The organism is Rhodococcus sp. K11/5 (genome assembly GCF_055193735.1).
The window spans coordinates 557,377-581,562 of sequence record NZ_CM143721.1 but is presented as its reverse complement, the minus strand read 5'-3'; the positions used below and the strand labels follow the sequence as shown (position 1 = coordinate 581,562).

Genomic DNA, 24,186 nt, shown 5'->3' with positions numbered 1-24,186 from the left:
CGGGTCAGTCGAGAATGTCGCGCCGCACGATCGTCTGGTCGCGTCCCGGGCCCACGCCGAGGTACGACATGTGCGAACCCGACAGTTCCTCCAGTCGCAGCACGTAGTTCTGCGCGTTGACCGGAAGGTCCTCGAAGCGGCGCGCGCCGGAGATGTCCTCCCACCAGCCGGGCATCTCCTCGTAGATCGGCTTCGCGTGGTGGAAGTCGGTCTGCGTCATCGGCATCTCGTCGTGCCGAACCCCGTCCACGTCGTACGCCACGCAGATGGGGATGGTGTCCAGCGAGGACAACACGTCGAGCTTCGTCAGGAAGTAATCGGTGATGCCGTTGACGCGCGTCGCATAGCGGGCGATGACCGCGTCGAACCACCCGGTACGACGGGCGCGCCCGGTGGTCACGCCCACCTCGCCGCCCTGCTTGGCCAGGTACTCACCCGACTCGTCGAACAACTCGGTGGGGAACGGCCCCGACCCGACGCGCGTCGTGTACGCCTTCAGGATTCCGAGCACCGTGGTGATACGACCGGGACCGACGCCCGATCCGACGGCCGCGCCGCCGGCCGTGGGGTTGGACGAGGTGACGAACGGATAGGTCCCGTGGTCGACGTCGAGCAACGTGCCCTGCGAACCCTCGAGCAACACCGTTTCGCCGCGCTCGAGCGCGAGGTTCAGCGCGAGCCGGGTGTCGGCGATGCGGTGCTTGAAGCCCTCGGCCTGGCCGAGCACCTCCTCGACCACCTGCTCCGGATCCAGCGCCCGGCGGTTGTAGATCTTGGCGAGCACCTGGTTCTTGTACTCCAGAGCGGCCTCGACCTTCTGGGCCAGGATCTTCTCGTCGAGAACGTCCGCCGCGCGCACGCCGACGCGGGCGATCTTGTCCATGTAGCACGGTCCGATACCGCGTCCGGTGGTGCCGATCTTGCGGGCGCCGAGGAAGCGTTCGGTGACCTTGTCGATGGCCACGTGGTACGGCATGATCAGGTGCGCATCGGCGCTGAGCAGCAGTTTCGTGGTGTCGACGTCGCGCTTCTCGAGACCGTCGAGCTCGGTGAGCAGAACCCCCGGGTCCACCACGACGCCGTTGCCGATGACGTTGTTGACGCCCGGCGAGAGGATGCCGGACGGGATCAGGTGCAGTGCGAACTTGTCACCGTTGGGCAGCACGACCGTGTGGCCGGCGTTGTTGCCCCCCTGGTACCGCACCACCCACTGCAGCCGTTCACCGAAGAGATCGGTGGCTTTGCCCTTGCCCTCGTCGCCCCACTGGGCGCCGATGAGGACGATTGCCGGCATGTATTGCTCCTCGAGGTCTGCGCGAAATCCGCGCGTGCGGCCGATGCTCGTGCACAGGACGCGGCATCGACTTCTGGCCGGTAGCACACTGTACCGGGTGATCACCGCCGCTCCGGACGAAGGCGACAGGCTCCGACACACCCGATGCGTACCGCTCGGTTTCATGTCGCGACGAGCGTACCGAACAGACGCAGAATCGAGACCGGTTCCGGCCGTCGTGCGGTGGGAGTCCGCGCCCGACGCACCTAAGGTGGAGTGGTCCCGCGTCCGAGGGGGAACGCGGTGGGCGCTGCACGTCCGTGCGCGTTCTCAGGCCCTCCCCCGGAACACCGGTCACCCAGAACACCCTGCCCGCAGACCACCGGCCCCGCAGACGAGGCCGGCGTACGCACGTTCCGCACCCGAGAGGAGACCGCCGCATGACACCTCTGGTCCTGCAGTGTGGCTCCCCGCTGCTGCCGATCGCGCTGTCCTCGATTCCGCTGGTCGCCGCGGGTGACGTCCCCACCAAGGACGAGTGCGACGCGGCCCTCGCCCACCTGGACGCGGTCCACGAACCTCGCCTGGTGGTCCTGGGTACCGACGCGTCCCTGGCGGCCGTCCTGACCCGATTGATGCGGAAGGACCGGCTCGACATCGAGGTCGCGTTCGTTCCGGAGGCCGCGACCGATGCGGGGCAGCTGTTCCGCGTCGGGACCGGGTCGCGTGCCGCGAAGGTCGCGCTCGCCGGTACCGCGACGCAGGTACCCCTCATTCGCGACGACGCCGGAACCGCCGTGGTGGGTCGCGCGACCCTGTGCGGTCCCCTCGGATCGCTGGTGGGCGAGGCATACGTCGACGACACCCGGCTGTTCTCCGGCGCCGTTCCGGGCATCGAGGTCTCCCCGACCCTGGAGATGCCGGGACTGAAGGCGCGCGTTCAGGGCAAGCGCGGACTGTTTCGCAGCCGATGGATCACCGGCCGCGCGATGCAGCTCGGGGCCACGGCGGCGAAGCTGACCAAGGACGGCGTGGCCATTCCGCGCGAGACCACCCGCTCCACGATCTACCGCCACGACAAGCAGTGGTTATTGGTGCGCTGAGTTAGAAGCTCATCGGCTACCAGGTCATCTCGTTGCGGCACGCCTCGCCGCGACCGGCCGCTTCCACCTGCACCGTGGCGTGATCGAGCCCGTACCCGGCGAGCACCGCCTGCGCCGCGGTCAGCACGGCCGACGTGTCCGCGCCGCGGCGGACCACCGTGAGGTGAACCGTGGCCACGTCCATACCGGTGGTCAACGTCCAGACGTGCAGGTCGTGGACGTCCGCCACGCCCTCGAGGGCACCGAGATCCCGGCACAGCTTCCCGATGTCCACGGTCGGCGGGCCGGTCTGGGTCAGAATGCGCAACGCCTGCCCGGCCAGTCGCACAGCCCGCGGGACGACCCACAGCGAGATCGCGATGCCCACGACGATGTCCGCCTGCGTCCACCCGAACAGCAGGACGGCGAACCCGGCGATCAGCACCCCGACGCTGCCGACGGTGTCGGCGAGCACCTCGAGGTAGGCCCCGCGCACGGCGATGGAGTCGGCCGCATCGGCGCGAATGAGCAGCATGACCGCGATGTTGGCGGCCAGTCCGGCCGCGGCCGTGAGGACGAGGGCCAGTCCGGGAATGTCCGGCTGGTCGCCGATGCGCCGGATCGCCTCGACGAAGACGAAGACCGCCAATCCCAGCAGCAGGGCGGCGTTCAGCACCGCCGAGAGCACCTCCGCGCGGTGCCAGCCGAACGTGCGGGCCGCCGAGGCGCTACCGCGTCGGGCCAGGGTGAGGGCGATGAGCCCCATCGACATCCCGACGATGTCGGTGAGCATGTGGCCGGCGTCGGCGAGCAATCCGAGCGACCCGATCGCGAGCGCCACCGTGACCTCGACGACGAAGAACACCACGAGAATGCACCACGCGAGAACCATGCGTCGGATGCGGCGGGTGGACACCTCGTCCGCCGGTCCGGGCGCGTGGGAATGACCTGCCCCCATCGATGCTCCTCCTCTACCACCCACACAAGACGCCACCCGCACACGACGCGCCCGGAAACGACGGCCTCGAAGGCTCACCATACATGCGTGAATACGCATATGCGAGACCGTGCATACATCGGGAAGGGTGGGTCCCCCGGAGTCGGGCGCGGGGGTCAGTCCCTCACGTCGGGGGTGACGGCGGGAGTCTGCACCGTCGGTGGCAGCGTCGCGAGCGCGGAGATCCGCGAGAGTCCCGCCACCTGCAGCAGATCGACGGTGATGGACCGAAGTTGCGCGAAGACCACCGTGGCCGACAGGCCCGCGTCGCGCATCAGATCCGCCTTCGCGCTGAAGGCGACGCTCCGGAGAACGCGGGCCGCGTCGGCACGGTCGGGCTTCTCCCCCGGATCGGCCATCATCACCTCGCTGAGCACGTCGGTGGTCTGCGCGAGCTTCTCCACCAGCTCCACCAGTCGCGGATCCAGGATCTCGTCGTCACGCACCAGCGTCAACGAGCGTCGGGCCAGCACCCTGATGTTGCGGACCGCGTTGTCCAACGGATCCGCGGTCGCCGTCAGATCGGCGAGCCGTTGGCGACTGTTCCAGTACAGCGGCGAGAGCCGACTGATCTCCCGGCCACCGCGCAGGTCGGTGCGCAGAGTGTCGATCGCCGGCTGGGTGGAGCGCGCCTTCTTCAGCGCCTCCTCGATGGGCTTGGGATCGTTCTCGTGCAGACCGTCGGCGACGAGGCGCAGCACGGATCCGGCGGTACCGATCACCGCCGCCGCGTCCTTGCGAGCCCGACGCACCGGGTGGGTGGGCACGAGCGCTACCACCGCGAGCCCCACGAGCCCACCGACCAGGGCGTCGACCATGCGGTCGACACCCGCCTGATCGCCCGGCGGCAGCAGTGTCGCCACCAGCACGGCCGACGAGCCCGCCTGCATCGCGATGATCGGACCACCGTCGAGGAACACCGCGGTGGACATGGCCAGGGCCACCACCAGCGCGATCTGCAGCGGTCCGGTGCCGATGAGGGCGATGAGGGCGTCGCCGACGCCGATACCGACGGTCACGCCGACGATCAGCTCCGCCGACCGGCGGATACGAGCGCCGAGCGAGACGCCCAGGGACACGACGGCCGCGATGGGTGCGAAGAACGGGCGCTCGTGGCCCACCAGTTCGGTAGCGACGAACCACGCGATGCCGGCAGCGAGCGCGCACTGCAGAATCGGCAGCGCGGACAGGCGCAGCCGACGACGCGAATCGTCGAAGCGCGCTCGCGACGATCCCGCGAGCGGCTGAGCGCGGGAGGGCAGGTGCCCGCGCGGCAGCCCGCGCCCCCGCGCCCGGAGATCCGACCAGAGAGACCTAGTGGACGCCAAGTGCTTCCGCCGCTCGCGGATCGCAGTCCTCGAGCAGATCGAGGCAGCGCGCGTACTCGTCGGTCTCGTCGATGGACTGCGCGGCGCGCGCGAGGATCGCCACGCACCGCAGGAAGCCGCGGTTCGGCTCGTGGCTGTAGGGCACGGGTCCGAAGCCCTTCCACCCGTTGCGGCGGAGCTGATCGAGGCCGCGGTGGTAGCCGGTGCGCGCGTACGCGTACGCGGTGATGGTTCGATCCGAGTCCAGCGCGGCCTCGGCCAGGTAGGCCCAGGCGATCGACGCGGTCGGATGTTCGGCCGCGACCTGTTCCGGCGCCGCGCCGTTCAGCAGAGCGGACTCCGCCTCCTCGTCACCCGGCAGGAGAGTCGGTTGCGGTCCGAGCAGATCACCGAAAGAAGTCATGGGCGTAATTGTCCCACGTGCGTGCGCGTCGTCCCACGGCTGCGCCGCCCGAGACGGATACGGTTACCCCTTCCTCACCCGACGTCGTGTTCCTCACCCGACGTCGAGCCCCTCTGCAGCGGAAGGACCCCCGTGTCATCGGACAACACCTCCGGCGAGAAGTCGGGCACCTCCGGACCGGTCGGCCCCCGCCGCATCCCCGCCCGTACCGACGGTGCCGGTAAGCCCGGCAGGGCCGGCAAGCCCGCCACGACCCCACGCGCGTCCGAGGGCGGACACCGCGGACGGTGGATCGTCGCGGCCGTCGTCGCCCTCGTGCTCATCGCCGGGGCCGTCGCGTTCGCTCTGCTCCAAGGATCGGGCGAGAACGACGGCGAATCCGACGACGCCCGCATCCGCGCGGCCATCGGCACCTTCACCACGGCCCTGCGCGACGGCGATCTCGCCACTCTGCGCACCGTGACGTGCGGCCCCCTCGGCACCTTCTACGCCGGGATCGCCGATCCGGACTTCGCGGCCGTGCACGAGGCCGCCGTGGCGGGCCGGACCATTCCCGAGGTCGACAGCATCGACGCGATCACCGTCACCGAGCCGGCGGAAGGATCCGTCGACACCACCGCGACCGCGATCGCACAGGTCACCGCACGAACAGACCCCGCCGGGGTACCGTCTGTTCGTACATTCGACCTGGCCCACGAGGGCGAGGACTGGAAGGTCTGCGCGTAGGCCGACGTACGAAGAACGAGGGGGCCGCCATGCTGTCGTCGCCCCCGCTGTCGGAATCGGCGAGTCGGCTGGCCGACAGGTTCGACACCCGGACCGCCGCCGTCGGCTTCAGCGCCCTGGGCGCCGTGCCGCTGCTGCTGCTCGCGTATCTCCAACCCGGGGTCATCCGGTCGGATCGCACCCCTGTTGTCATCGCGATCATCGTGTTCACCACGATCACTGTCGCCACCGCGATTCACGTGAAAAAACTGAGCGACCGTCAGTTCACCGTGCTCGGTTCCGGGGGCATGATCGGCGTCGCCCTGTCCGCCTACGTCATCGCGGACCCGGCCGGCACGCTCGCCGTCATCTCGATGCTCTCCATCGTGCCCGCGATCGCCGCGTCGGGATCGTCGGTGCGGGTCACCGTCGCGCTGACCATCGCGGGCGTCGTCCTCGCGTGCATTCTGGCCATCGGTGAATCGGCTGTGACGGTCACGGCGATCGCCATCGGTGCCGCCGCCACGGTGATCGTGGTTCCGGTGTTGCTGATCGCGGCCCTGCGCCGGTCCGTCGAGGAGGCCACTCGCGAACTCGCGCGCCTCGCCGACACCGATCCGCTGACCGGCCTGCTCAATCGCCGCGGGGTGCTCACCCACGCCGAGAAACTGTTCCGTACGGCCACGGCGACGGGCAGGCCGACCACCGTGTTCGTCGTCGACATCGATCACTTCAAGCTCGTCAACGACGATCGAGGACACGGGGCCGGGGACTCGGTGCTGGTGGCGGTGGCCGAGCTGGTCACCGCGTTCGCCCCGCCCGGTGCCGTCGTCGCTCGCGTCGGGGGCGACGAATTCGTGGTCCTCTACTCCGACGGCGATCACCAGCGGACCCACACGGATCCCGTCGAGGACACCATCCTCGTGGGCATCCGTCAGGCCGCCGAGGTGACGGTGAGCATCGGAGTCCTCACGGCACACATCGAGGCCTCACCCGACGGCGCGAACCACACCGAAGCGACGGTCGATCGCCTCATCAGGCTCGCCGATCAGGCCCTGTACACGGCGAAGACCGAGCAGCGGGACTGCATCGCCTACGCGCCGACCGCAACGGTCGGCTGGGCGCGAGGAACCGTCTCCGCGCCCAGCTGACCTGCGAGAAACCCGATCTTCGAGACTTGAATTCAGTGGACTCGGTGCCGGCGAACTCAGTGACCGGAGACGCTGCGTCCGGCCGACTTGAGGTCGTTGCACGCCTCGACGACGCGCGCCGTCATGCCGGCCTCGGCCTTCTTGAGGTAGCTGCGGGGGTCGTAGACCTTCTTGTTTCCGACCTCGCCGTCGACCTTCAGGACACCCTCGTAGTTCTCGAAGAAGTGGCCCACCATGGGACGCGTGAACGCGTACTGGGTGTCGGTGTCGACGTTCATCTTGACCGTGCCGTACTCGAGGGCCTCGTCGATCTCGCTCTTGGCCGAGCCCGATCCGCCGTGGAAGACGAAATCGAAGGGCTTCGATCCCGAGGCCAGGCCGAGCTTCTGGGCGGCGACGCGCTGGCCGTCGGCGAGCACGGACGGCTTCAGCTTGACGTTGCCCGGCTTGTACACGCCGTGCACGTTGCCGAACGTCGCGGCGAGCAGGTAGCGCGATCCCGCGTCTCCGGCGCCGAGCGCCTCGACGGTCTTCAGGAAGTCCTCCTCGGACGTGTACAGCTTGTCGTTGATCTCGGCTTCGACGCCGTCTTCCTCGCCGCCCACGACGCCGATCTCGATCTCGAGGATGATCCGCGCCGCCGCGGCCTTGGCCAGCAGATCCTTCGCGATCTCGAGGTTCTCGTCGATCGGGACCGCGGACCCGTCCCACATGTGCGACTGGAACAGCGGGTTCTTGCCGGCGTCGACGCGCTCCTGCGAGATCGCGAGCAGCGGACGCACGTAGGTGTCGAGCTTGTCCTTGGGGCAGTGGTCCGTGTGCAGCGCGATGGTCACGTCGTACTTCGCCGCGATGACGTGAGCGAACTCGGCGAGCGCGACGGCGCCGGTGACCATGTCCTTCACACCGAGGCCGGAACCGAACTCGGCGCCACCGGTGGAGAACTGGATGATGCCGTCGCTGCCGGCGTCGGCGAAGCCCTTGATGGCGGCGTTGATCGACTCGGATCCGACGCAGTTGATGGCGGGAAACGCGAACTTGTGTTCCTTGGCGCGGCCGAGCATCTCGGCGTAGACCTCGGGAGTTGCGATCGGCACGAAGAAACCTCCAGGAGTTATGGCGAGTTCTGCCGGTGGGCAGAACGGTGTGGCCGCCGTGGGTACGGCACCTAGCAGTATGACAACCGAACCCGTCGCGGTCTGCCTCTGCGTCGACACCGCGTGTGGCACTCGACGACGATTCTCGTTCATTTTGCGTGAGATGTCCGAATAGTCGCAGCTCAGAAAGCCGAGCACTTGTTTCCGCCGGTACGCTGAACGCCGTGAGCAACCAGGTGAGCACCGTGTCCGACGCCGTGACGAGCGTTCTGGCCGGTGATCAGGTGACGAATCTGGCGCTGCTGCCGGGCTTCCTCGACCCCGTGAATCTTCTGAACTCCTTCGGCACCTGGGTACTGGTCGGCCTTCTGGTCGTGGTCTTCGTCGAGTCGGGCCTGCTGTTCCCGCTGCTCCCCGGCGACTCGCTGCTCTTCACCGCCGGCCTCGTCGCCGCGTCGAAGTCCGCCGAGGTCGAGCCGTTCGCACCGCTCTGGGTACTGCTGGTGACCATTCCGATCGCGGCGATCCTCGGCGACCAGGCCGGTTACTTCATCGGCAAGAAGGTGGGCACCGGTCTGTTCACCGACGAGGCCAGGTTCCTCAAGAAGCGCTACATCGACGAGTCGCACGCGTTCTTCGAGAAGCACGGACCGATCACCATATTCCTGGCGCGCTTCGTCCCCATCGTGCGCACGTTCGCGCCCGTCGTGGCCGGCGCGTCGGCGATGCGGTACCGCACCTTCATCACCTACAACGTGATCGGGGGTGTCGTGTGGGGTGCGGGCGTGACGCTTCTGGGATACTCGCTCGGCCAGATAGCCGTCATTCGCGACAACGTCGACATCATCTTCCTGCTGATCGTCGCAGTCTCCGTACTGCCGATCGCCTGGGAAGTCGGCAAGCGCATGATCGCAGCGCGCCGTACCCCGCTCGGTGAGGCCATCGACGCGATGGACGGTGAGCTGGACGGCACGTACACGCCGAAGTCCCAGCGCGTCGCACCCCGCGACTCCGCTTCCTGACCGACCCCGTCCTGAACGAACCCCTTCCTGACCGACACCACGGAGCCGTCTCGATGTTCTCTGCTGTCAGCACCACGCTCGCGAGCGGCGAGGTGGGATTCCTCGCCTCGGCCGGACCCACCCTGGTGTGGCTGATCGTGGTGTCGTTCGTGTTCCTCGAGTGCGCCTTCATCATCGGGTTGTTCCTTCCGGGGGACTCGATGCTGATCACGGCGGGCATCGCTCTCGCGGGCCACGCGTCGGGCGTGGGTCACGTCTGGGCTCTGTCGGTGGGCGCGTTCCTCGCGGCGATCGCGGGCAATCAGGTGGGATACATGATCGGGCGGCGCACGGGGCACCGACTGGTGGCGCGCAAGAACGGCAAGTACGTCAACGTCGACAACCTCGAGAAGGTCAACCGACTGCTCGAGCGACACGGGTTCTGGGCGGTTCTGGTGGCTCGGTGGATCCCGTGGGTGCGCACCCTGTGCCCCCTGGTCGCCGGCGCCGCGCGAATGAACCACCGCAGCTACACCATCGCGAGCACGCTCGGCGCGTTGATCTGGGCGCCCGTGCTGCTGCTGGTGGGGTTCTACTTCGGCTCCGTGCTGGATCGGGTGTCGTGGCTGCTGCCCACCGTGCTGACGCTGATGATCATCGCCATCGTGATCGGTACCGGGGTGGGGCTCTACCAGTACCGCAAGGAGATGCGCCGCCCCGCGGTCACCACCGAGGTCCACGACGTCTGAGATACGCGGTGGTCAGGTGGTGACGGCGTGTGCCGCTTCCATCAGCATCCATCCGGCCAGCTGCACGGAGAAATCGCGCTCCGGAATCGACGACGACGTCACACTTCCCGCCGCGGACCGCGCGAGGTGGGCGCCGAATCCGGGGAGCTTCGCGATGGCCGTCCAATCACGCCCGAAGAGCGGCAGACCCTCGATCGACAGGCAGTTGTCCCACGCGGCCGACGCCGACGCCAGCACGATCTCGCCCGCCGTGCGCCGCGCCTCCTCGTCCTCCTCGGTGTACCCGGGCAGCGACGTCGACACGAGCGCGAGGTACCGCGCGAGGATGCCGTTGAACAAGCCCCCATCGCCGCCGCCCCCGCCGGAGATGACTCCGTCCGTCGTCAGATGCGCCTCGACCGCGCGCACCAGACGGTGGACGCGTTCACGGTGCCGATCGTCGCCCAGCCGAACGGCCAGTTCGGTCTCCGCTCCGAGAACGACGCCCTGGCAGTAGCTGTAGACGGGCCGCTCGACGCGTCCGTCGGCGTGGATGCCGTCGAGAACCAGGTCGGTCTCCGGGTCGATCAGGGTGGCGTCGATCCAATCGGCCATCGCCTGTGCGCGCCAGAGCTTTCCGGTGCGGGCGAGCAGGATCGCGGCGGGACCGTTGGAGGGTGCGTTGAAGAAATCGCTCTTCTTGTTCCAGGGGATACCGCCTCCGCGGGCCGGATCCCAGGCGTCGAACAGTTCCGTTTCGAGGGCCGAGATCGCGTCCCGGTTACCGATCAGGTGCAGACGCTGCGCGCGTTCGAGCGACAGGCCGAGCCAGGCCATGTCGTCGTAGTACTGGTTGGTCCAACCGGTGATGTTGCGAAGCCGGTGGGTACGCGCAATGCGAGCCAACCGACGACGGCGACGCGGTGCCGGGGCGCGCTCCTCGGCGTCGACGACACAGTCGACCAGGTGCGCCTGCCACCAGTAGTGCCACCGGAAGAACAGGCGTTCCCGACGCACGGGTGGCCAGGCCACGACGCCGAGCGCGGTTCCCGGCAACCCCCACAACCGTCGAACATGGCGGGCGAACACCGCTTCCTCGGCGGCGTCGGCCCGCTCGGACCACGTGTCGTGCATAGGACGATCTTGCCAGTACGCCGTACAGGCGTCGTCGGCAGTTCACTCGGCGCGGCACCCGGCGCGCGGCGCAGTCACCACGCGCGGCTCAGGTCGCCGTGCTGACGGACCCACGCGTGCATGGCGATTCCCGCCGCCACCCCTGCATTGATGGAGCGGGTGGAGCCGAACTGGGCGATGGACACCGTCATCGCCGCGGCCGTTCGAGCACCGTCGGTGACGCCCGGGCCCTCCTGGCCGAACAGCAGCAGACAGTGCCGCGGCAGCTGCGCCGATTCCAACGGCACCGAGCCCGGAACGTTGTCCACGGCAACGACGGTGAGACCTTCGGCGTGCGCGTACTCGATCAGATCCTCGACGGTGGCGTGGTGCACGAGGTGCTGGTACCGGTCGGTGACCATGGCCCCGCGCCGATTCCACCGTTTGCGACCGACGATGTGCACCGCTCGCGCCGCGAAGGCGTTGGCCGTGCGCACCACGGTGCCGATGTTGGCGTCGTTCTCGAAGTTCTCGATGGCGACGTGCAGGGGGTGCCGACGGGTGTCGAGGTCGGCCACGATCGCGTCCCTGGTCCAGTAGCGATACGCGTCGACGACGTTCCGTGCGTCGCCCTCGGCCAGGAGCACGGGATCGAAGCGGGCGTCGGTGGGCAGCGGACCGTCCCGGACGACGTCCCACGGCGGCGCGCCGCGAGGGTGCTCACCCCACTCGGTGGCGCCGGGCGGGGTGTCGGGCCGGCCGGGCCGGGAATCCCCGGGCTGGGGGTTGCCGGGCTGGGGGTTGCCGGGCTGGGTCACCCCCGATCAGGTGTGGGACAGACGGCGATTCACCTCGCGCGTCAGCCACACGGGCGAGAAGCGCGATCCCGCCGACAGGACCTTCGCGGGGATCCCGACCGGGAAGTGCACCTTGTGGTAGATCCGCTTGGTGGGTGTCGTCGACTTGTAGATGGCGTCGGCGACGTCCTGCGCGGTGAGCTTGACGCCGAGCGAGCCGGTGGTGCCGGTGGATACGCCGTGCGTCATCGCCGTCTGCACGAACAGAGGCCACATCGCCTTCACGCTGATGCCGTGCCGACGCCACTCGAGATCGAGGGCCTCGGTCAGGCCGCGCACCGCGAACTTGGTGGCGCCGTAGGTGGCGAGCTCCGGCTGGCCGTAGATGGCCGACGCCGAGCAGAGGTTGACCACCTGGGCACCCGGGGTCTTCTTCAGGTACGGGAACGCCTCGAGCAGACCGCTGATGACACCGCCCACGTTGATGTCGAACTGCTTGCGGTGCGTGTCGATGGACTGCTCCGCGAACTGGCCCGCGATCAGGATGCCGGCGTTGTTGATCAGGACGTCGAGACGACCGCCGCCGGCCTCGTCGAACTCCGCGAGGCGAGCCTTGAACTGCTCGTTGTCCGTCACGTCCAGTACGCCGGTGGTGGACGTGGAGCCACGGGCCGCGATCTCCTTGGCGAGCGACGCCAACCCGGTCTCGTCGATGTCGTAGGCACCGACGTGGTACCCGGCGCTCGCGTAGGTCAGTGCGGTGGCTCGACCGATACCGGCGGCTGCACCCGTGATGAAGACAGTAGGTTGGGACATGATTGGAGAGTAAAGGGTGGCGGCGTGCGGGAACAGGGCTGTACCCGAAAAAGTTACCGAGGAGTAGGTAAGCAGCGATGAACCACGTGCGTGCCCGACGAGCCGTGTTCGTCGTCACCGGGATCTACGTGCTGGTGCTGATCACGTGGGCCGTCGTTCTGCGCCCGCAGGCCCCGAACGGCACCATTCCGTACCAGATCGCCATTCTCGTGTTCGGCTACGGTGCCGCGCTGGGCCTGGCGATGATGGTGGCGGGCCGACCGTCCGCGGCCGATCGCCGACTCCACGAACACGGACTCGAGGGCTGGGCCGTGATCGACGGGATCCACACCACCTGGACCGACGACACCTCGCGGACCGAACTGGAGGTCACCATCACCGTGCCCGGCCAGGAGTCCTTCACCGGCGTCGTCCTCCGAGACGATCTCGCGTCCCGGCACTCGGTGGGCGACACGATCATGGTGCGCGTCGATCCGGACGACCGCGGTCGGATCTGGATGTGACCACCCGCCACCATCGCACCGTCGAGACGCCGATCGGTTCGATCACGCTCGTGCGCGACGGCTCCGCGGTGGTCGGGGTGTACTTCGAGAACCACCGCCCCGCTCCCCCGGCCGGGGCGCTGGGAGCACCCGCCGGCGACGGATTCGACGCGGTGACGGAGCAGTTGGACGAGTACTTCGCGGGACGACGCCGGGCCTTCGAGCTGGATCTGGACCCGACCGGAACCGACTTCCAGCGCCAGGTGTGGAATGCGTTGCGCACCATTCCGTTCGGGGAGACCTGGACCTATTCGCAGCTGGCGCAGTCCATCGGCAAGCCGTCCTCCGTGCGCGCGGTCGCCGCCGCGAACGCCCGCAATCCGCTGTCGATTCTGGTTCCGTGCCATCGGGTGATCGGCATGTCCGGCAGCCTCACCGGGTTCGCCGGAGGCGTGGACCGGAAGCGATTCCTGCTCGACCTCGAGTCCGCGGACGCCGCTCGACTGTTCTGACGTCACCTGTTTCGACGCCACCTGTTTCGACGCCACCTGTTTCGACGCCACCTGTTTCGACGCCACCTGTTTCGACGCCGAGCCGGAAGGAGTCGGTCAGAGCGTATTGGGCTGCGCAGTACGTGATCAGGACGACGCCTTCCGCAGCTCGCCGCGCCCGGTCCACGCCTCCGCCTCTCCCTCCAGACAGGCTGCGCCGCAGCAGGATCGACGCGTCCGAGAGGGTGAAGAGCGTGGACCCGACGACCGCGCGGCGCGACCCGTCGGCCCCGAGGCTCGACATCGTTCCCAACGCCAGGCCGTACAGAGCCGAGACCCTGGCGACGGCCGGCGCCGTCCGATGGGCGAGGACGGCTGCCCCCGCCCATCCGGCCGCGCGAGGGACCACGTGCCGGGCGCGGAACCGAGAACCGCTGCGCCACAACAGGGTCGACCAGCACACCTGAGTCACGGCGAAGCACGACGCTCCGAGGGCGAACCGGCGATCGTCGTCGGGATCGATCATCGCGATGTCGCCGGCGGTCGCAGCGACGAGGCCGGTCAGCAGGAGCGGCTGCCGCCACGCGTGCGCCCGAAGCCCCAGGATCGGCATGAGCATCGACTTGGCCACAGTGTGTATCGAGTCGGCGTGTATCGCGTCGGCGTGCACCGAGTCGGCGTGCACCGAGTCGGCGTGCATCCGCACACCCTCCGCCCTCACGGTGGCCCCGATGACGGTGGCGCCCGCCGCAGCAAGATAGGCGGCCGTGGCGGTGGACTTCGGCAGTGACATGGCTCACCCTAACGTGCGGTTTTTCCCGTAGTTAGCCTATGTAACAATTAAGGAACTATCAGCACCGGCCGAAAGGACCGTGACGATGACTCGTTCCGAAACAGAGCCTCCCGCCGCATTCACCCCCCGCCCCGGCACCCCCCGCCCCGGCCCACTGGGACAACCGCGGGCCGTATGGGCCGTCGCATTCGCGAGCGTGATCGCCTTCATGGGCATCGGCCTGGTCGACCCCATCCTCAAGCCGATCGGCGAGCAACTCGACGCGTCGCCTTCGCAGGTGTCCCTGCTGTTCACCAGCTACATGCTGGTCACCGGTGTGGCCATGTTGATCACCGGCGTGGTGTCGAGCCGGTTGGGACCGAAACGAACTCTGCTGATCGGCCTGGCGATCATCGTGGTGTTCGCGGCGTTGGCAGGCACGTCGAACACGGTCGGACAGATCATCGGCTTCCGCGCGGGCTGGGGCCTGGGCAACGCCCTGTTCATCGCGACGGCCCTGTCGACCATCGTCGGCGCGGCGTCGGGCGGGGTGGCGCGCGCCATCGTGCTGTACGAGGCCGCCCTCGGAATCGGCATCGCCACGGGACCGCTGGTCGGAGGCCTGCTCGGCGGGTTCAGTTGGCGGGGTCCGTTCTTCGGAGTCGCCACGCTGATGGCCGTCGCGTTCGTCCTCATCGTCGTGATGCTCGACGACCTCCCACGGCCCGCACGAACAACCTCCGTTCTCGATCCCTTTCGCGCACTGCGTCACCGGGGACTGCTGACCGTCGGCATCACCGCGCTGCTGTACAACTACGGATTCTTCACCCTGCTCGCCTACACCCCGTTCCCCCTGGACCTGGGGACCTACAGCATCGGCTTCATCTTCTTCGGCTGGGGACTGTGCCTCGCCGTGGCGTCGGTCTTCCTGGCACCGCCGCTGCAGCGAACCTTCGGCACCGTGCGCATGATGATGGTGTCGCTGTCGTTGTTCGCGGTGGATCTCGCCGTGATGGCCGTGTTCACCGACCACAAGCCGGTGTTGATCGTGGGCACCGTGGTGGCCGGCATCTTTCTGGGCGTCAACAACACTCTGATCACCGAGACCGTCATGATCGCGTCGCCCGCGGAACGGTCGACGGCCTCGGCGGCCTACAGCTTCGTTCGCTTCGCCGGCGGCGCGGCCGCCCCCTATCTCGCCGGGAAACTCGGAGAGAGCAATGCGCACGTTCCCTTCTGGGTGGGCGCCGCGTGCACACTGCTCGCGGTCGCCGTGCTGGCGACCGGACGGCGCGTGCTCGCCCACGTCGACGACCACGATCCCGCACCGCACGGTCTCGACGAAGCCACGGCAGTCACCGTCGGCGACTGACCTCGTGCGCCACTTCGGACTCTTCAGCAACTCTGGCCACAATTGTCTCGATTGTGTGACGAAGTAAGAACCGATCAGAGTAAATGTCGAACCGAAAGGTACGTTTCCTTTCGGTCGGGGGACCGCGCCAGGTGCACCAGCACCGCATCTCTACGACCGAAGGGCCACGCTCCATGTCCGAAAAATCTCTGCTCAGGTCTCGCCGCGCCCGTCTGGCCGCCGCCTCCGCCGCGATGGCGATGGGCGTGGCGCTGGCAGGTCCGGGCCTCGCCGCCGCACAGCCGTCCCCCACCCCGAGCGAATCCGCCGAAAGCGGCAGCAGCGAAACGGAATCCGAGAGCACCGCACCGGAGCCCGAGGCCACGACCGACACCACCGGCACCGGCGAGTCCGTCGATACCGAGGAACTCACCATCGTCGAGGACGTTCCGGTCGACGCCGCCGCGGCCCCCGCCCCCGCCGAGGCACCGTCCGCCGCCCGGCCGCTACCCCAGGTGACCGGCAACGTCGTCGTCGATGCCGCGGGTAACACCACCATCACCGTCAACGTCGTCCCGCAGCTGTCCCCGGCCGAGAAGCAGGCCCTCGAAGACGCGGCCAGGGCCACCAAGGCGGCCGCCGAGGCTTCCGCCGCCGCACAGGCCGAGTACGACGCCGCCCTCGCCGAAGCCGAGGGTGCCGCGGACGCTGCCGCCGACGCCAAGGTCGCCGCGGCCAAGGCTGCGCTCGATGCCTCGCAGGCAACCGAGGCCGCGAAACTCGCCGAGTCGGACCGCCTCGTCGCCGTCGCGAAGGCCACGGCCGCCGACACCGCTGCCGCCGAGGCGGACACCGCCGTGACCGAGGCCGAAACGGCCGCCGAGACAGCAGCCGCAGAGGCCGAGGCCGCAGAGCAGCGGGCCGTCGAGCTCGAAGCCGTCGCTGCCGCGTCGGGATCCGCCGAGGACACCGCCGCAGCCGCCGCCGCTCGCACCGAGGCCGACGCCAGGGCCGCCGCCGCGGTGACGGCACGCACCGCCGCCGAGACTGCCGCTGCGGAGGCCGAAACCGCTGCGCAGGCCGTCGTGGAGGCCGCACGCACGCTGAACTGGGCCCGGATCAACACGGCCCTGCGGAACGCCACCGCCAAGGCCGAGGCCTTCGCCGCTGCGACAGCGCGGGCCGTGGCTGCCCGGGTCCAGGCCGAGGTCGCCGAGCAGCGCGCTCGTGACCTCGAGGCCGCCGCTGCCGAGGCAACCGACGCCGATTCCGCCGCCGCCGAGGCCGCCGCCGCAGCTCGGACCGAGGCCGATACGGCTGCCGAGGCCGCCGCCGACGCGGCAACCGCGCTCGAGGAGGCCGAGGCCGCAGCCGCCGACGCCACCGGTGACGCCACTGCGGCCCGGGAGGCTCTGGCCGCCGCGACCGAACGCGCCGAGGCCGCGGCCGCCGAAGCCACCGCAGCGACGGAGCGGGCCGACGCCGCAGCCGCCGAGGCAGAAGCACGGGCCGCCGACGCGGAGACCGCAGCCGCGGCCGCCGCCGACGCGAAGGAGGTCGCGGACGCCGCCCTGGCCGCTGCCGACGAGGCCGCTGCCGCGGAGGACGCCCTGAAGGCCGACGCCGCCGAACTCGCGGCCAGCGGACCGTCGTTCACGCTGACCATCAAGGTCGGCGACACCGTCGCCGAGGAGGTCGAGGCCGTGAAGATCGACGACACGACCGTCGCCGTCGAGGAGACCGGAACGCAGCTGATCGGTGTGTTCACCGACGACGAGTCCACGTTCGAGACGGTCGACTACTTCACCACCGACGAGGCCGGCAACCCCGTCGTGGCCGGCTCGCTCCCGGCCGTCGACCTCGCGCTCGGAGATTCCGACGCGGGATCCTCGGGCGGATCGACCACTCCGATCGTCCTCGGTGCGGCCGGTGTCCTCGCGGCCGCGGCCGTCGGTGGAGCCGTCGCGGTTCGTCGTCGGCGGGCCGATGTCAGCTCCTGACGTGACGACCGATCCCGACGTGCGGTGCTGATGTCGCATCGGGGCGGTGCTTGATGTCGCATCGCGACGTCGTACGGCGCGGGGCGGCGGCGATGGCCGTCGCCCTGCTCCTCGCCGGATGCGGTGGGTCGACCGACCTACCCGCACCGGATCGCTCGGCGGTGGAGTCACGGGTGTCCGTGGCTGCACCGCCGAGTGCGGTCGCGCCGACGCCCCCGGACGCCATCGAACTCCGCTCCCCCGACGGCACGGTCTACCTCAGCAGCCCCCTGCACCCCGAGCCGCTCTACCGGGGTGGAGCGTCGGGACAGGAATTGAACCCGGTCGACGAACTACCGGTGTGGTGGGCGGAAAGCGGATTACCGGGCACGGACGCGCAGCAGACCGTCGTGATCGCCGGGCACAACTACTCGCAACGGGAGGCGCCGTTTCGTGCGCTCTCGGTGGCGGCGCCGGGAGACACCGTGGTGCTCGGTACCCCGAACGGGTCGCTCGAGTACCGCGTGCAGACCGTCGGGCCGTTGCCGAAGGGATCATTGCTCGCCGACAACGAGCTCCGCGATCCCGTGCCGGGTCGGATCATCCTCGCGAATTGCGATGTGCGCGACGGTGAACCGACCGACGACAACTACATCGTCGTGGCGCAGGCGGTGTAGATCTGGCGGCCAGGGATCTCGAGGCCGGGGTTCAGAGGCCGAGGTCGGCGAGGCCGAGCAGTGAGCGGTAGTCGAGCCCCTCGGCGGCGATGACGGCGTCGGCGCCGGTGGATCGGTCGACCACGGTCGCCACCCCCACCACCGTCGCGCCGGCGTCGCGGAGGGCCGCCACCGCCGTCAACGGCGAGTTGCCGGTGGTGGTGGTGTCCTCGACCACGAGGACGCGCTTACCGACGATGTCGGGACCCTCGATCTGCCGTTGCATGCCGTGGGCCTTCGCGGCTTTGCGCACGACGAACGCGTCGATCGGGCGGCCGGGTGCGTGCATGACGGCCATGGCCACCGGATCGGCCCCCATGGTCAGGCCGCCGACAGAATCGAAGTCCCAGTCCGACACCAGTTCTCGCATCAACGTACCGATGAGGACGCTCGCTCGATGGTGCAGCGTGGCCCGACGCAGATCGACGTAGTAGTCCGCCTCCTTGCCGGAGGACAAGGTGACGGCGCCGTGCACCACCGCGAGTTCGCGAACGAGTGCGGCCAGTTCGTCTCGCTCGGCCTCGAGACCTTCGGCCGTGGAACCGCTGTTGCTCGTCACGTGATGCCCTTCGCTCGGTGTCGGCTGCCTCGACGAACTTACCCGGCGGCGGGGACAGATCAGGCGGCGAGATCGAGGGCCGGGAGCGCGGACTCGGTGGAGGCGGTTTCGACGAACAGTTCGGGCTCGTTCACGCCCAGTACGCGGGCGAACGGCCGACCGAGCGGTGAACGAACGACGCGAGCGAGTTGTGCGGCCTGCGCGTTGTACACCTTCACGGCGCCGGCAATGCGGTGCTCGATGCGATCGAGTTCCATGGCCGGTCGGATGAAGTCCCACCCCAGCGGAGTGTGGTGGTAGACCTCGCGGGCCTCGAACGTGACGTCGTGCAGAGCGACGGACAGGCCGTTCTCCGCGGCAGCGCGGTGCGCGAGGGCGAAGCGTTCGGCGTTCACGGCTTCCGACCACGAACGTGCGCCCACGAGGTGGTTGACAGCGCTTCGACTCAGATCGGCGTCGACGGCTGCGCGGACCAGCTCGGGGACGAGCGCGCGCCGCTTGTCGAGCTCGACTTCGAGCAGGTGCAGCCCGGTGTCGACCCGCGTCACCGACCGGTGGATCCGCCTGGCTGCACCCCACCACGTGAGCGCAGCCAGCACCGCCACAACCGTCACTAGCGCAACAATGATCACAGAGGAAACATAGCGATCCCGGAGCAGACCGTCGACCGCACACGGTCCGGTGCGTCGGCTCGGACCCACCTCTCGATCCCTTCCACCTGCGACGATGATGGTGATGCGCTGGGATTTGCCACTAGCTCGGCCGCGGAATTCCGTCGTACACACTGCCGTGGTCGACGGCTACCCGCGACGGTTGTCCCGAGACCACCGCGGGTAAAAGGTTTCTGAAGAAATACTCATCTTGAACTAACTCGGCCCTCACGCCGGCCCACCACGATGGCATCACAGACATCAACGTCACTCGGAAGGACCCACTTCATGCGCACCACTCGACGCCGCCTCGCCACCCTCACCTGCTCCGCCGCCGCACTCGCTCTCATGGTGGGCTGCAGCACGGACTCGCCGGACGTACCGACCGATCCGGCGACTCAGGGTGCCGTCACCGAAGGGGCGCCTCCCGGGGACACGGTTCCGCCGTCCGCGCCGATCGACGTCGACACCAACTCCGACGCTGCGCCGGCCGTCGACCTGGTCCTCACCCGTGACGACGATTACTCGACCACCCAGTCGGGCGTCACTCTGAACATCACCTGCGACGGCGGCGGTGACATCGACATCGACGCGAACGACGTCCAGCTGCAGGTGACGGGAGACTGCCAGGACATCGACGTGGACGGCAATACCAACACGGTCGACGCCGACAACGTCGACGATCTGGATGTCGATGGCAACGGAAACGTCATCTCGGGCAACAATATTCGCAGTATCGATGTGGACGGTGACACGAACACCGTGCGCGTGCAGTCGGCGACGGAGATCGACGTCGAGGGCAACGGCAACACCGTCACCTACGCCACGGGTCAGCCGAGCATCGACAACGAGGGCGACAACAACATCGCTGTCGGCTGACCTCTCACGCACGCGACGGCCCAGCGACGGGGACGCGGCCTGCCCTCGGGTACGACGCAGCACCGACCGGGTTTCCCGATTCGGGTGTTGCGGTGCGCAGCATCATGGTTCGTCGTCGAGGAGGTATCTCTCGGGGAAGAAGTAGTGGTTGGGTCGCCCGCGTCGGTCGGGGTCGAGGACGGCCGGTGGGTGCCACAGGGTCAGGCCGGCGTAGCGGTGCCCGGCGGGGGCTCTGGTGGTGGCCCACTGGTTGGGGGCGGTGCCGATGAGGCGGTGGTGCATCGGGCAGGCGAGGGTGAGGGTGTCGATGTCGGTGTAGCCGCCGTCGGCCCATTCGTGGGTGTGGTGGGCCTGGGTTCTCATGGCGGGTCGGGTGCAGCCGGGGAAGGTGCAGCCGCGTTCGCGGGCGAACAGGGCCAGACGCTGATCGGTGCTGGCGCAGCGTTTGCTGCGCAGTAGTTGCAGGGTGCGGCCGGTGGCGTCGTCGAACACGGCGAGGTACGGGTGCGAGGCGGAGGCCAGTCGGATGAGGTCGCCGAGGGACAGGGTGGTGCCGGTGGTGGTGGGGGCGAGTCCGGCGGCGGCGGTGAGTTCGTCGATGCCGATGGTGGCGACGACGGTGGTGGGAAAGCCGCGGTGGGTGCCGAGGGTACCGGAGGCCAGCACTTGTCCGAGGAGGTGTTTGAGGGCGTCGTGGCGTCGTTGCCCACCGGTGCGGAAATCCCGGCCGGCGCGATCCGCAGCAGCAGCATCCGCAGCAGGGTCCGCAGCGAGGTCGGAGTCGGACTTCTCCCCTGGTACGGCCTCGGGCATATCTATGTCCACGTCCACGTCCAGCTCGAGGTCGAGGTCGAGGGTGGTGTCGTGACCCGACCGCGCGGGCCCGTCGTCGGCGGTGTGGTCCTGATCCTGTTCGGGCGCAGCGGGATCGGAGTCGTCGTCGTGACCGGGTCCGGCGCCGTCGGCACTATCGTCGAGGCCGGTATCGCCGTCGGTGCCGTCCGCAGCATCAGTGTGCGGCGCGCCGGAGTCGTCCGCGCCGTCGGTATCGACGTCAGCGTCATCGACACCAGCGCGATCGGCGTCGTCGAAGTCGGAATCGTCGGTCTCGGTATCGCCGTCCGCGCCGTCGCCGTCCGGTGCCGGTGCCGGTGTGGGGGGTTCGGCGGCGCCGGCCGGGAACCTCACCCCGTCGGTACCGGCATCGTCCTCGCCGGGCATGCAGCGCCCCGGAGTGGACAGTGCCTCGAACGCCACCTCGAGCATCGCCCGCAGATGCGCATCGATGCAGAAGTTGCCCGTCGACATCCCGTCCACCCCTTGCGGGTCGAACCGGATGAACCGCTTCCGCGCGGCATCGTGGTCGTCGGGGGCGGCGCCGTCGGGGTCGAGCAACTCCAGGATCCGCTTCGCCGCCACCGTCAACTCGTCCGGGCGCACCCACCGGGCGAGGTCCACCAACTGCTTCTCCGCCTGATCACGCTGCCCCGGGTCCGTCCGGGCGGGCAGATCCCGATGGAACTTGCGGATCACCGCCACGTGCCCCGGATCGAGGACTCCTTCGCGGGAGGCTGCGGCGACGTGGGGCATCCGCGGGTCCACCGGATCCCCGGTCAGCGTGGTCCGGGAGGCGAGGTCGGCCGCGACGTGCAGGCGTAGCGCGGCATTGCGGGGAGTGACGCGCAGCAGATGCGCCAACGCCGACGGCGCACCCCCGGATCCCAGGGCGCCGACGACGTCGTCGAACCCGCCGCGTTCGACGACCTCGTGCAACCAGGTGTGCGAGGCCCCCACCAGGGTGCGGATCACCGTCTCCGTCCGTACCAGTACCGCACGGGTGTCCGCGGCGGGCAGCGACCACGAATCGAGCGCCGCCACCGCCGCCACCGCCGCTTCGAGGTCGGCGATCACCGCACCCGCCGCCGGGTCGGAGATCGCCGTCGACACCACCGGAACACCAGCACCAGAACCGGCAGCAGCAGCAGAACCGTCCGGGCACGGCGAGGCCGGCGCCGCAGCCTCGGCTGCGTCGCTCACCCCCTGATCCTGCGGACCCCCCGGTTCCATACGTCCAGAGTAACCGACATATCGAACAAGTGTTCGATTAGTTACTCCGAACGTAAACAGTGCAGACTGGGCACCATCACAACGCCCGCGGCACCCGGCACTCTCCTGACCTACGTGCGTCCGCGCGCGCTCCCGATCGCCGAAGCCGCACGGCGCGTGAGAGTTCGGGGAATCAGACGGCCCGCCGTCGTCAACACCTTGTACTGCAATCCCGGAATGCTGAGCACCTTCCCACTGTCGAGGTCCGCGAACGACGCGTCCACGACCTGGTCGACCGACAGATACATGAAGCTCGGGGTCTTCGACATCTCGATGCCGGCCCGCTGGTGGAACTCCGTCCGCACGAATCCGGGGCACAGCGCCTGCACCCGCACGCCCGTTCCGGCGAGTCCGCCGGCCAGTCCCTCGCTGAGCGACACCACGTATGCCTTGGACGCCGAGTAGGTCGACCCGCGGCCGGACAGCAGACCGGCCACGCTGGCCACGTTGATCACGGTGCCCTCGGCCGCCGCAACCATCGACGGCATGGCCGCCCGCGTGAGCTGCATGACCGCGGTGACGTTGACGTCGAGCTGGGCCTGCAGGAGATCGGTCTCGGCCGTCCAGAACTCGCCGGACGTTCCGAAGCCCGCGTTGTTCACCAGGAACTGCACGCCCTTCTCCAACCGAGCGACGACGGCAGCTCGGCCGTCCGCATCCGCGAGGTCGGCCACCAGAATCTCGGTGTGGGCACCGAAGTCGGTGTCCAGCTCGGCGCTCAGGGCGTTGAGGCGGTCCTCGTCGCGAGCGACCAGAACGAGGTCGTATCCGCGCGAGGCGAGTTTGCGAGCGAACCCCCCGCCGATTCCGGATGTGGGTCCGGTGACCAGAGCTACGGGGCGAGTCGCGCGGGAGACGGCGGAGTTCTCGGGAGTCGGCATGCGAGACAGGGTATCCCCGCCACAAGGACTGTGCGACGAACGAGGGTGCTGCGAACCGAAGTGCTGCGAACCGAAGTGCTGCGAAGTGTCAGACAGCGGGCCGACGCGGCGGCCGGACGTCGTCGCGCGCTGGCGGCAGCACGTGCAGCAACCCGGACAGTCTGGTCACGGCGTCGATCGCAGCATCCCAGTCTCGACCGACGCTGCCCACGGACAGAGTCCCCAACGTCCACGGACCTTCGCTCCAGAGCAACTGCACCGCGTCGGGCACGGAGTGGGTGAACGCGACCATCCGTTGATCACACACTCGACGCGCCACGTCGAGATCGGTGGCGAAGATGATGCGCGGGCCGAGGGACCCCAGCAACTGCATGTCGGCGTCCTTGGGCGGCGGCGTCGTGCGCGGCCGGAGGTCGATGTCCACGTCGGAGCCGACCTCGCGGCGCACGGCCACGATGGTGGTGGCATCTTCGAGGTCGAAGAGCACGAACTCCTCGCCCCGGCGAACACCCTCGACGACGTCGACGGCGGTGAGGAATTCGGAGTTCGCCAAGGCGGCGCGCGAGAAACGGGCCGGCAGTTCGGAATCCGTCGGTTCGAAGTGGTAGCCCTGCGCCGACGCCCACATCTGGCGCAGTCGGCCCCCCTGCGCCCGGCGGGTGCGATCGACGTAGAGCAGCGCCGCCGCGCCCAGTAGCGCGATCACTGCGAGCCCGAACCACATCACTGTCATCGCCGCACACTCTACTGCGCCGACGACGCCGTCGGTGTCGGCAGGGCACGGCTCCTTACCCGTCGGTAACCGAAACGGCGAGGTCAGTGAGTTTCC

General features: G+C 68.9%; 25 protein-coding genes. 11 read left to right on the top strand and 14 right to left on the bottom strand.

Annotation, left to right across the window (positions count from 1 at the left end; all coding sequences use genetic code 11):
* Positions 1-4 precede the first annotated feature (4 nt).
* Positions 5-1,294 (bottom strand): adenylosuccinate synthase, encoded by a 1,290-nt coding sequence (locus tag ACY466_RS02840; protein ID WP_463249683.1) that lies wholly within the window; start codon positions 1,292-1,294, stop codon positions 5-7.
* 419 nt (positions 1,295-1,713) lie between these two features.
* Here ACY466_RS02840 and ACY466_RS02835 point away from each other — a divergent pair, with 419 nt between their 5' ends.
* Positions 1,714-2,376 (top strand): hypothetical protein, encoded by a 663-nt coding sequence (locus ACY466_RS02835; RefSeq protein ID WP_463249681.1) that lies wholly within the window; start codon positions 1,714-1,716, stop codon positions 2,374-2,376.
* Positions 2,377-2,392: 16 nt separating this feature from the next.
* Here the strand turns inward: ACY466_RS02835 and ACY466_RS02830 are convergent, their stop codons facing one another.
* From ACY466_RS02830 to ACY466_RS02820, 3 genes are all read right to left on the bottom strand, one after another.
* Positions 2,393-3,313: a cation diffusion facilitator family transporter gene (locus tag ACY466_RS02830; RefSeq protein ID WP_463249679.1), complete on the bottom strand. Its 921-nt coding sequence runs from the start codon at positions 3,311-3,313 to the stop codon at positions 2,393-2,395.
* A gap of 155 nt (positions 3,314-3,468) precedes the next feature.
* A complete protein-coding gene (locus ACY466_RS02825) occupies positions 3,469-4,614 on the bottom strand; it encodes an FUSC family protein (RefSeq protein WP_463252118.1) in 1,146 nt (381 codons plus the stop codon).
* A 52-nt stretch (positions 4,615-4,666) separates the two neighbouring features.
* Entirely contained in the window at positions 4,667-5,083 is a 417-nt protein-coding gene (locus ACY466_RS02820; protein WP_463249677.1) for a DUF3151 domain-containing protein, read from the bottom strand.
* A 132-nt stretch (positions 5,084-5,215) separates the two neighbouring features.
* On the opposite strand from ACY466_RS02820, the gene ACY466_RS02815 reads away from it, so the two are divergent.
* Positions 5,216-5,809 carry an Rv0361 family membrane protein gene (locus ACY466_RS02815; protein ID WP_463249675.1) on the top strand — a complete coding sequence of 198 codons (594 nt, stop codon included), beginning with the start codon at positions 5,216-5,218 and terminating at the stop codon, positions 5,807-5,809.
* A 29-nt stretch (positions 5,810-5,838) separates the two neighbouring features.
* The gene (locus ACY466_RS02810) at positions 5,839-6,939 is read left to right on the top strand and encodes a GGDEF domain-containing protein (RefSeq protein WP_463249674.1); all 1,101 of its coding nucleotides are present in this window, start codon (positions 5,839-5,841) and stop codon (positions 6,937-6,939) included.
* 56 nt (positions 6,940-6,995) lie between these two features.
* On the opposite strand, the gene fbaA is transcribed toward ACY466_RS02810, so the two are convergent.
* Positions 6,996-8,036: a class II fructose-bisphosphate aldolase gene (gene fbaA / locus ACY466_RS02805; RefSeq protein ID WP_463249672.1), complete on the bottom strand. Its 1,041-nt coding sequence runs from the start codon at positions 8,034-8,036 to the stop codon at positions 6,996-6,998.
* Between the two features lie 224 nt (positions 8,037-8,260).
* Here fbaA and ACY466_RS02800 point away from each other — a divergent pair, with 224 nt between their 5' ends.
* Both ACY466_RS02800 and ACY466_RS02795 read left to right on the top strand, forming a co-directional pair.
* The gene (locus tag ACY466_RS02800) at positions 8,261-9,058 is read left to right on the top strand and encodes a VTT domain-containing protein (protein ID WP_463249670.1); all 798 of its coding nucleotides are present in this window, start codon (positions 8,261-8,263) and stop codon (positions 9,056-9,058) included.
* A gap of 53 nt (positions 9,059-9,111) precedes the next feature.
* On the top strand, positions 9,112-9,786 hold the full coding sequence (locus tag ACY466_RS02795) for a DedA family protein (RefSeq protein ID WP_463249668.1): 675 nt from the start codon (positions 9,112-9,114) through the stop codon (positions 9,784-9,786).
* Between the two features lie 12 nt (positions 9,787-9,798).
* On the opposite strand, the gene ACY466_RS02790 is transcribed toward ACY466_RS02795, so the two are convergent.
* The 3 genes from ACY466_RS02790 to ACY466_RS02780 all read right to left on the bottom strand — a co-directional run bounded on the left by ACY466_RS02790 (position 9,799) and on the right by ACY466_RS02780 (position 12,491).
* Positions 9,799-10,899 (bottom strand): glycoside hydrolase family 76 protein, encoded by a 1,101-nt coding sequence (locus ACY466_RS02790; protein WP_463249666.1) that lies wholly within the window; start codon positions 10,897-10,899, stop codon positions 9,799-9,801.
* Positions 10,900-10,973: 74 nt separating this feature from the next.
* Positions 10,974-11,696: a TrmH family RNA methyltransferase gene (locus ACY466_RS02785; protein WP_463249664.1), complete on the bottom strand. Its 723-nt coding sequence runs from the start codon at positions 11,694-11,696 to the stop codon at positions 10,974-10,976.
* Between the two features lie 6 nt (positions 11,697-11,702).
* Positions 11,703-12,491 (bottom strand): SDR family oxidoreductase, encoded by a 789-nt coding sequence (locus tag ACY466_RS02780; RefSeq protein WP_463249662.1) that lies wholly within the window; start codon positions 12,489-12,491, stop codon positions 11,703-11,705.
* 77 nt (positions 12,492-12,568) lie between these two features.
* Between ACY466_RS02780 and ACY466_RS02775 the strand changes: the two genes are divergently transcribed.
* Entirely contained in the window at positions 12,569-12,994 is a 426-nt protein-coding gene (locus tag ACY466_RS02775; protein WP_463249660.1) for a hypothetical protein, read from the top strand.
* Positions 12,985-13,485, top strand: coding sequence for a methylated-DNA--[protein]-cysteine S-methyltransferase (locus ACY466_RS02770; RefSeq protein ID WP_463252117.1), 501 nt, complete (start codon positions 12,985-12,987; stop codon positions 13,483-13,485). Before ACY466_RS02775 ends, ACY466_RS02770 begins: the two co-directional genes overlap by 10 nt.
* Here ACY466_RS02770 and ACY466_RS02765 read toward each other — a convergent pair.
* Positions 13,406-14,257 (bottom strand): lysoplasmalogenase, encoded by an 852-nt coding sequence (locus ACY466_RS02765; RefSeq protein WP_463249658.1) that lies wholly within the window; start codon positions 14,255-14,257, stop codon positions 13,406-13,408. The two genes, ACY466_RS02770 and ACY466_RS02765, sit on opposite strands and share 80 nt — an antisense overlap.
* A gap of 85 nt (positions 14,258-14,342) precedes the next feature.
* Here ACY466_RS02765 and ACY466_RS02760 point away from each other — a divergent pair, with 85 nt between their 5' ends.
* The 3 genes from ACY466_RS02760 (at position 14,343) to ACY466_RS02750 (ending at position 18,243) form a co-directional block, all read left to right on the top strand.
* Positions 14,343-15,608: an MFS transporter gene (locus tag ACY466_RS02760; RefSeq protein ID WP_463249656.1), complete on the top strand. Its 1,266-nt coding sequence runs from the start codon at positions 14,343-14,345 to the stop codon at positions 15,606-15,608.
* Between the two features lie 173 nt (positions 15,609-15,781).
* Positions 15,782-17,587 carry a hypothetical protein gene (locus tag ACY466_RS02755; protein WP_463249654.1) on the top strand — a complete coding sequence of 602 codons (1,806 nt, stop codon included), beginning with the start codon at positions 15,782-15,784 and terminating at the stop codon, positions 17,585-17,587.
* Between the two features lie 53 nt (positions 17,588-17,640).
* Positions 17,641-18,243 carry a class F sortase gene (locus tag ACY466_RS02750; RefSeq protein WP_463249653.1) on the top strand — a complete coding sequence of 201 codons (603 nt, stop codon included), beginning with the start codon at positions 17,641-17,643 and terminating at the stop codon, positions 18,241-18,243.
* Positions 18,244-18,274: 31 nt separating this feature from the next.
* Here the strand turns inward: ACY466_RS02750 and pyrE are convergent, their stop codons facing one another.
* Together pyrE and ACY466_RS02740 are read right to left on the bottom strand one after the other, a co-directional pair.
* Positions 18,275-18,841: an orotate phosphoribosyltransferase gene (gene pyrE / locus ACY466_RS02745; RefSeq protein ID WP_463249651.1), complete on the bottom strand. Its 567-nt coding sequence runs from the start codon at positions 18,839-18,841 to the stop codon at positions 18,275-18,277.
* Between the two features lie 59 nt (positions 18,842-18,900).
* Entirely contained in the window at positions 18,901-19,455 is a 555-nt protein-coding gene (locus tag ACY466_RS02740) for a LemA family protein (RefSeq protein WP_463249649.1), read from the bottom strand.
* A gap of 324 nt (positions 19,456-19,779) precedes the next feature.
* Here ACY466_RS02740 and ACY466_RS02735 point away from each other — a divergent pair, with 324 nt between their 5' ends.
* Positions 19,780-20,370, top strand: coding sequence for a DUF3060 domain-containing protein (locus ACY466_RS02735; RefSeq protein WP_463249648.1), 591 nt, complete (start codon positions 19,780-19,782; stop codon positions 20,368-20,370).
* 102 nt (positions 20,371-20,472) lie between these two features.
* Here the strand turns inward: ACY466_RS02735 and ACY466_RS02730 are convergent, their stop codons facing one another.
* The 3 genes from ACY466_RS02730 to ACY466_RS02720 all read right to left on the bottom strand — a co-directional run bounded on the left by ACY466_RS02730 (position 20,473) and on the right by ACY466_RS02720 (position 24,081).
* A complete protein-coding gene (locus tag ACY466_RS02730; protein ID WP_463249646.1) occupies positions 20,473-22,407 on the bottom strand; it encodes an HNH endonuclease signature motif containing protein in 1,935 nt (644 codons plus the stop codon).
* Positions 22,408-22,547: 140 nt separating this feature from the next.
* A complete protein-coding gene (locus ACY466_RS02725) occupies positions 22,548-23,357 on the bottom strand; it encodes an SDR family NAD(P)-dependent oxidoreductase (RefSeq protein WP_463249645.1) in 810 nt (269 codons plus the stop codon).
* 88 nt (positions 23,358-23,445) lie between these two features.
* A complete protein-coding gene (locus ACY466_RS02720) occupies positions 23,446-24,081 on the bottom strand; it encodes a type III secretion system chaperone family protein (protein ID WP_463252116.1) in 636 nt (211 codons plus the stop codon).
* Positions 24,082-24,186: the final 105 nt, after the last annotated feature.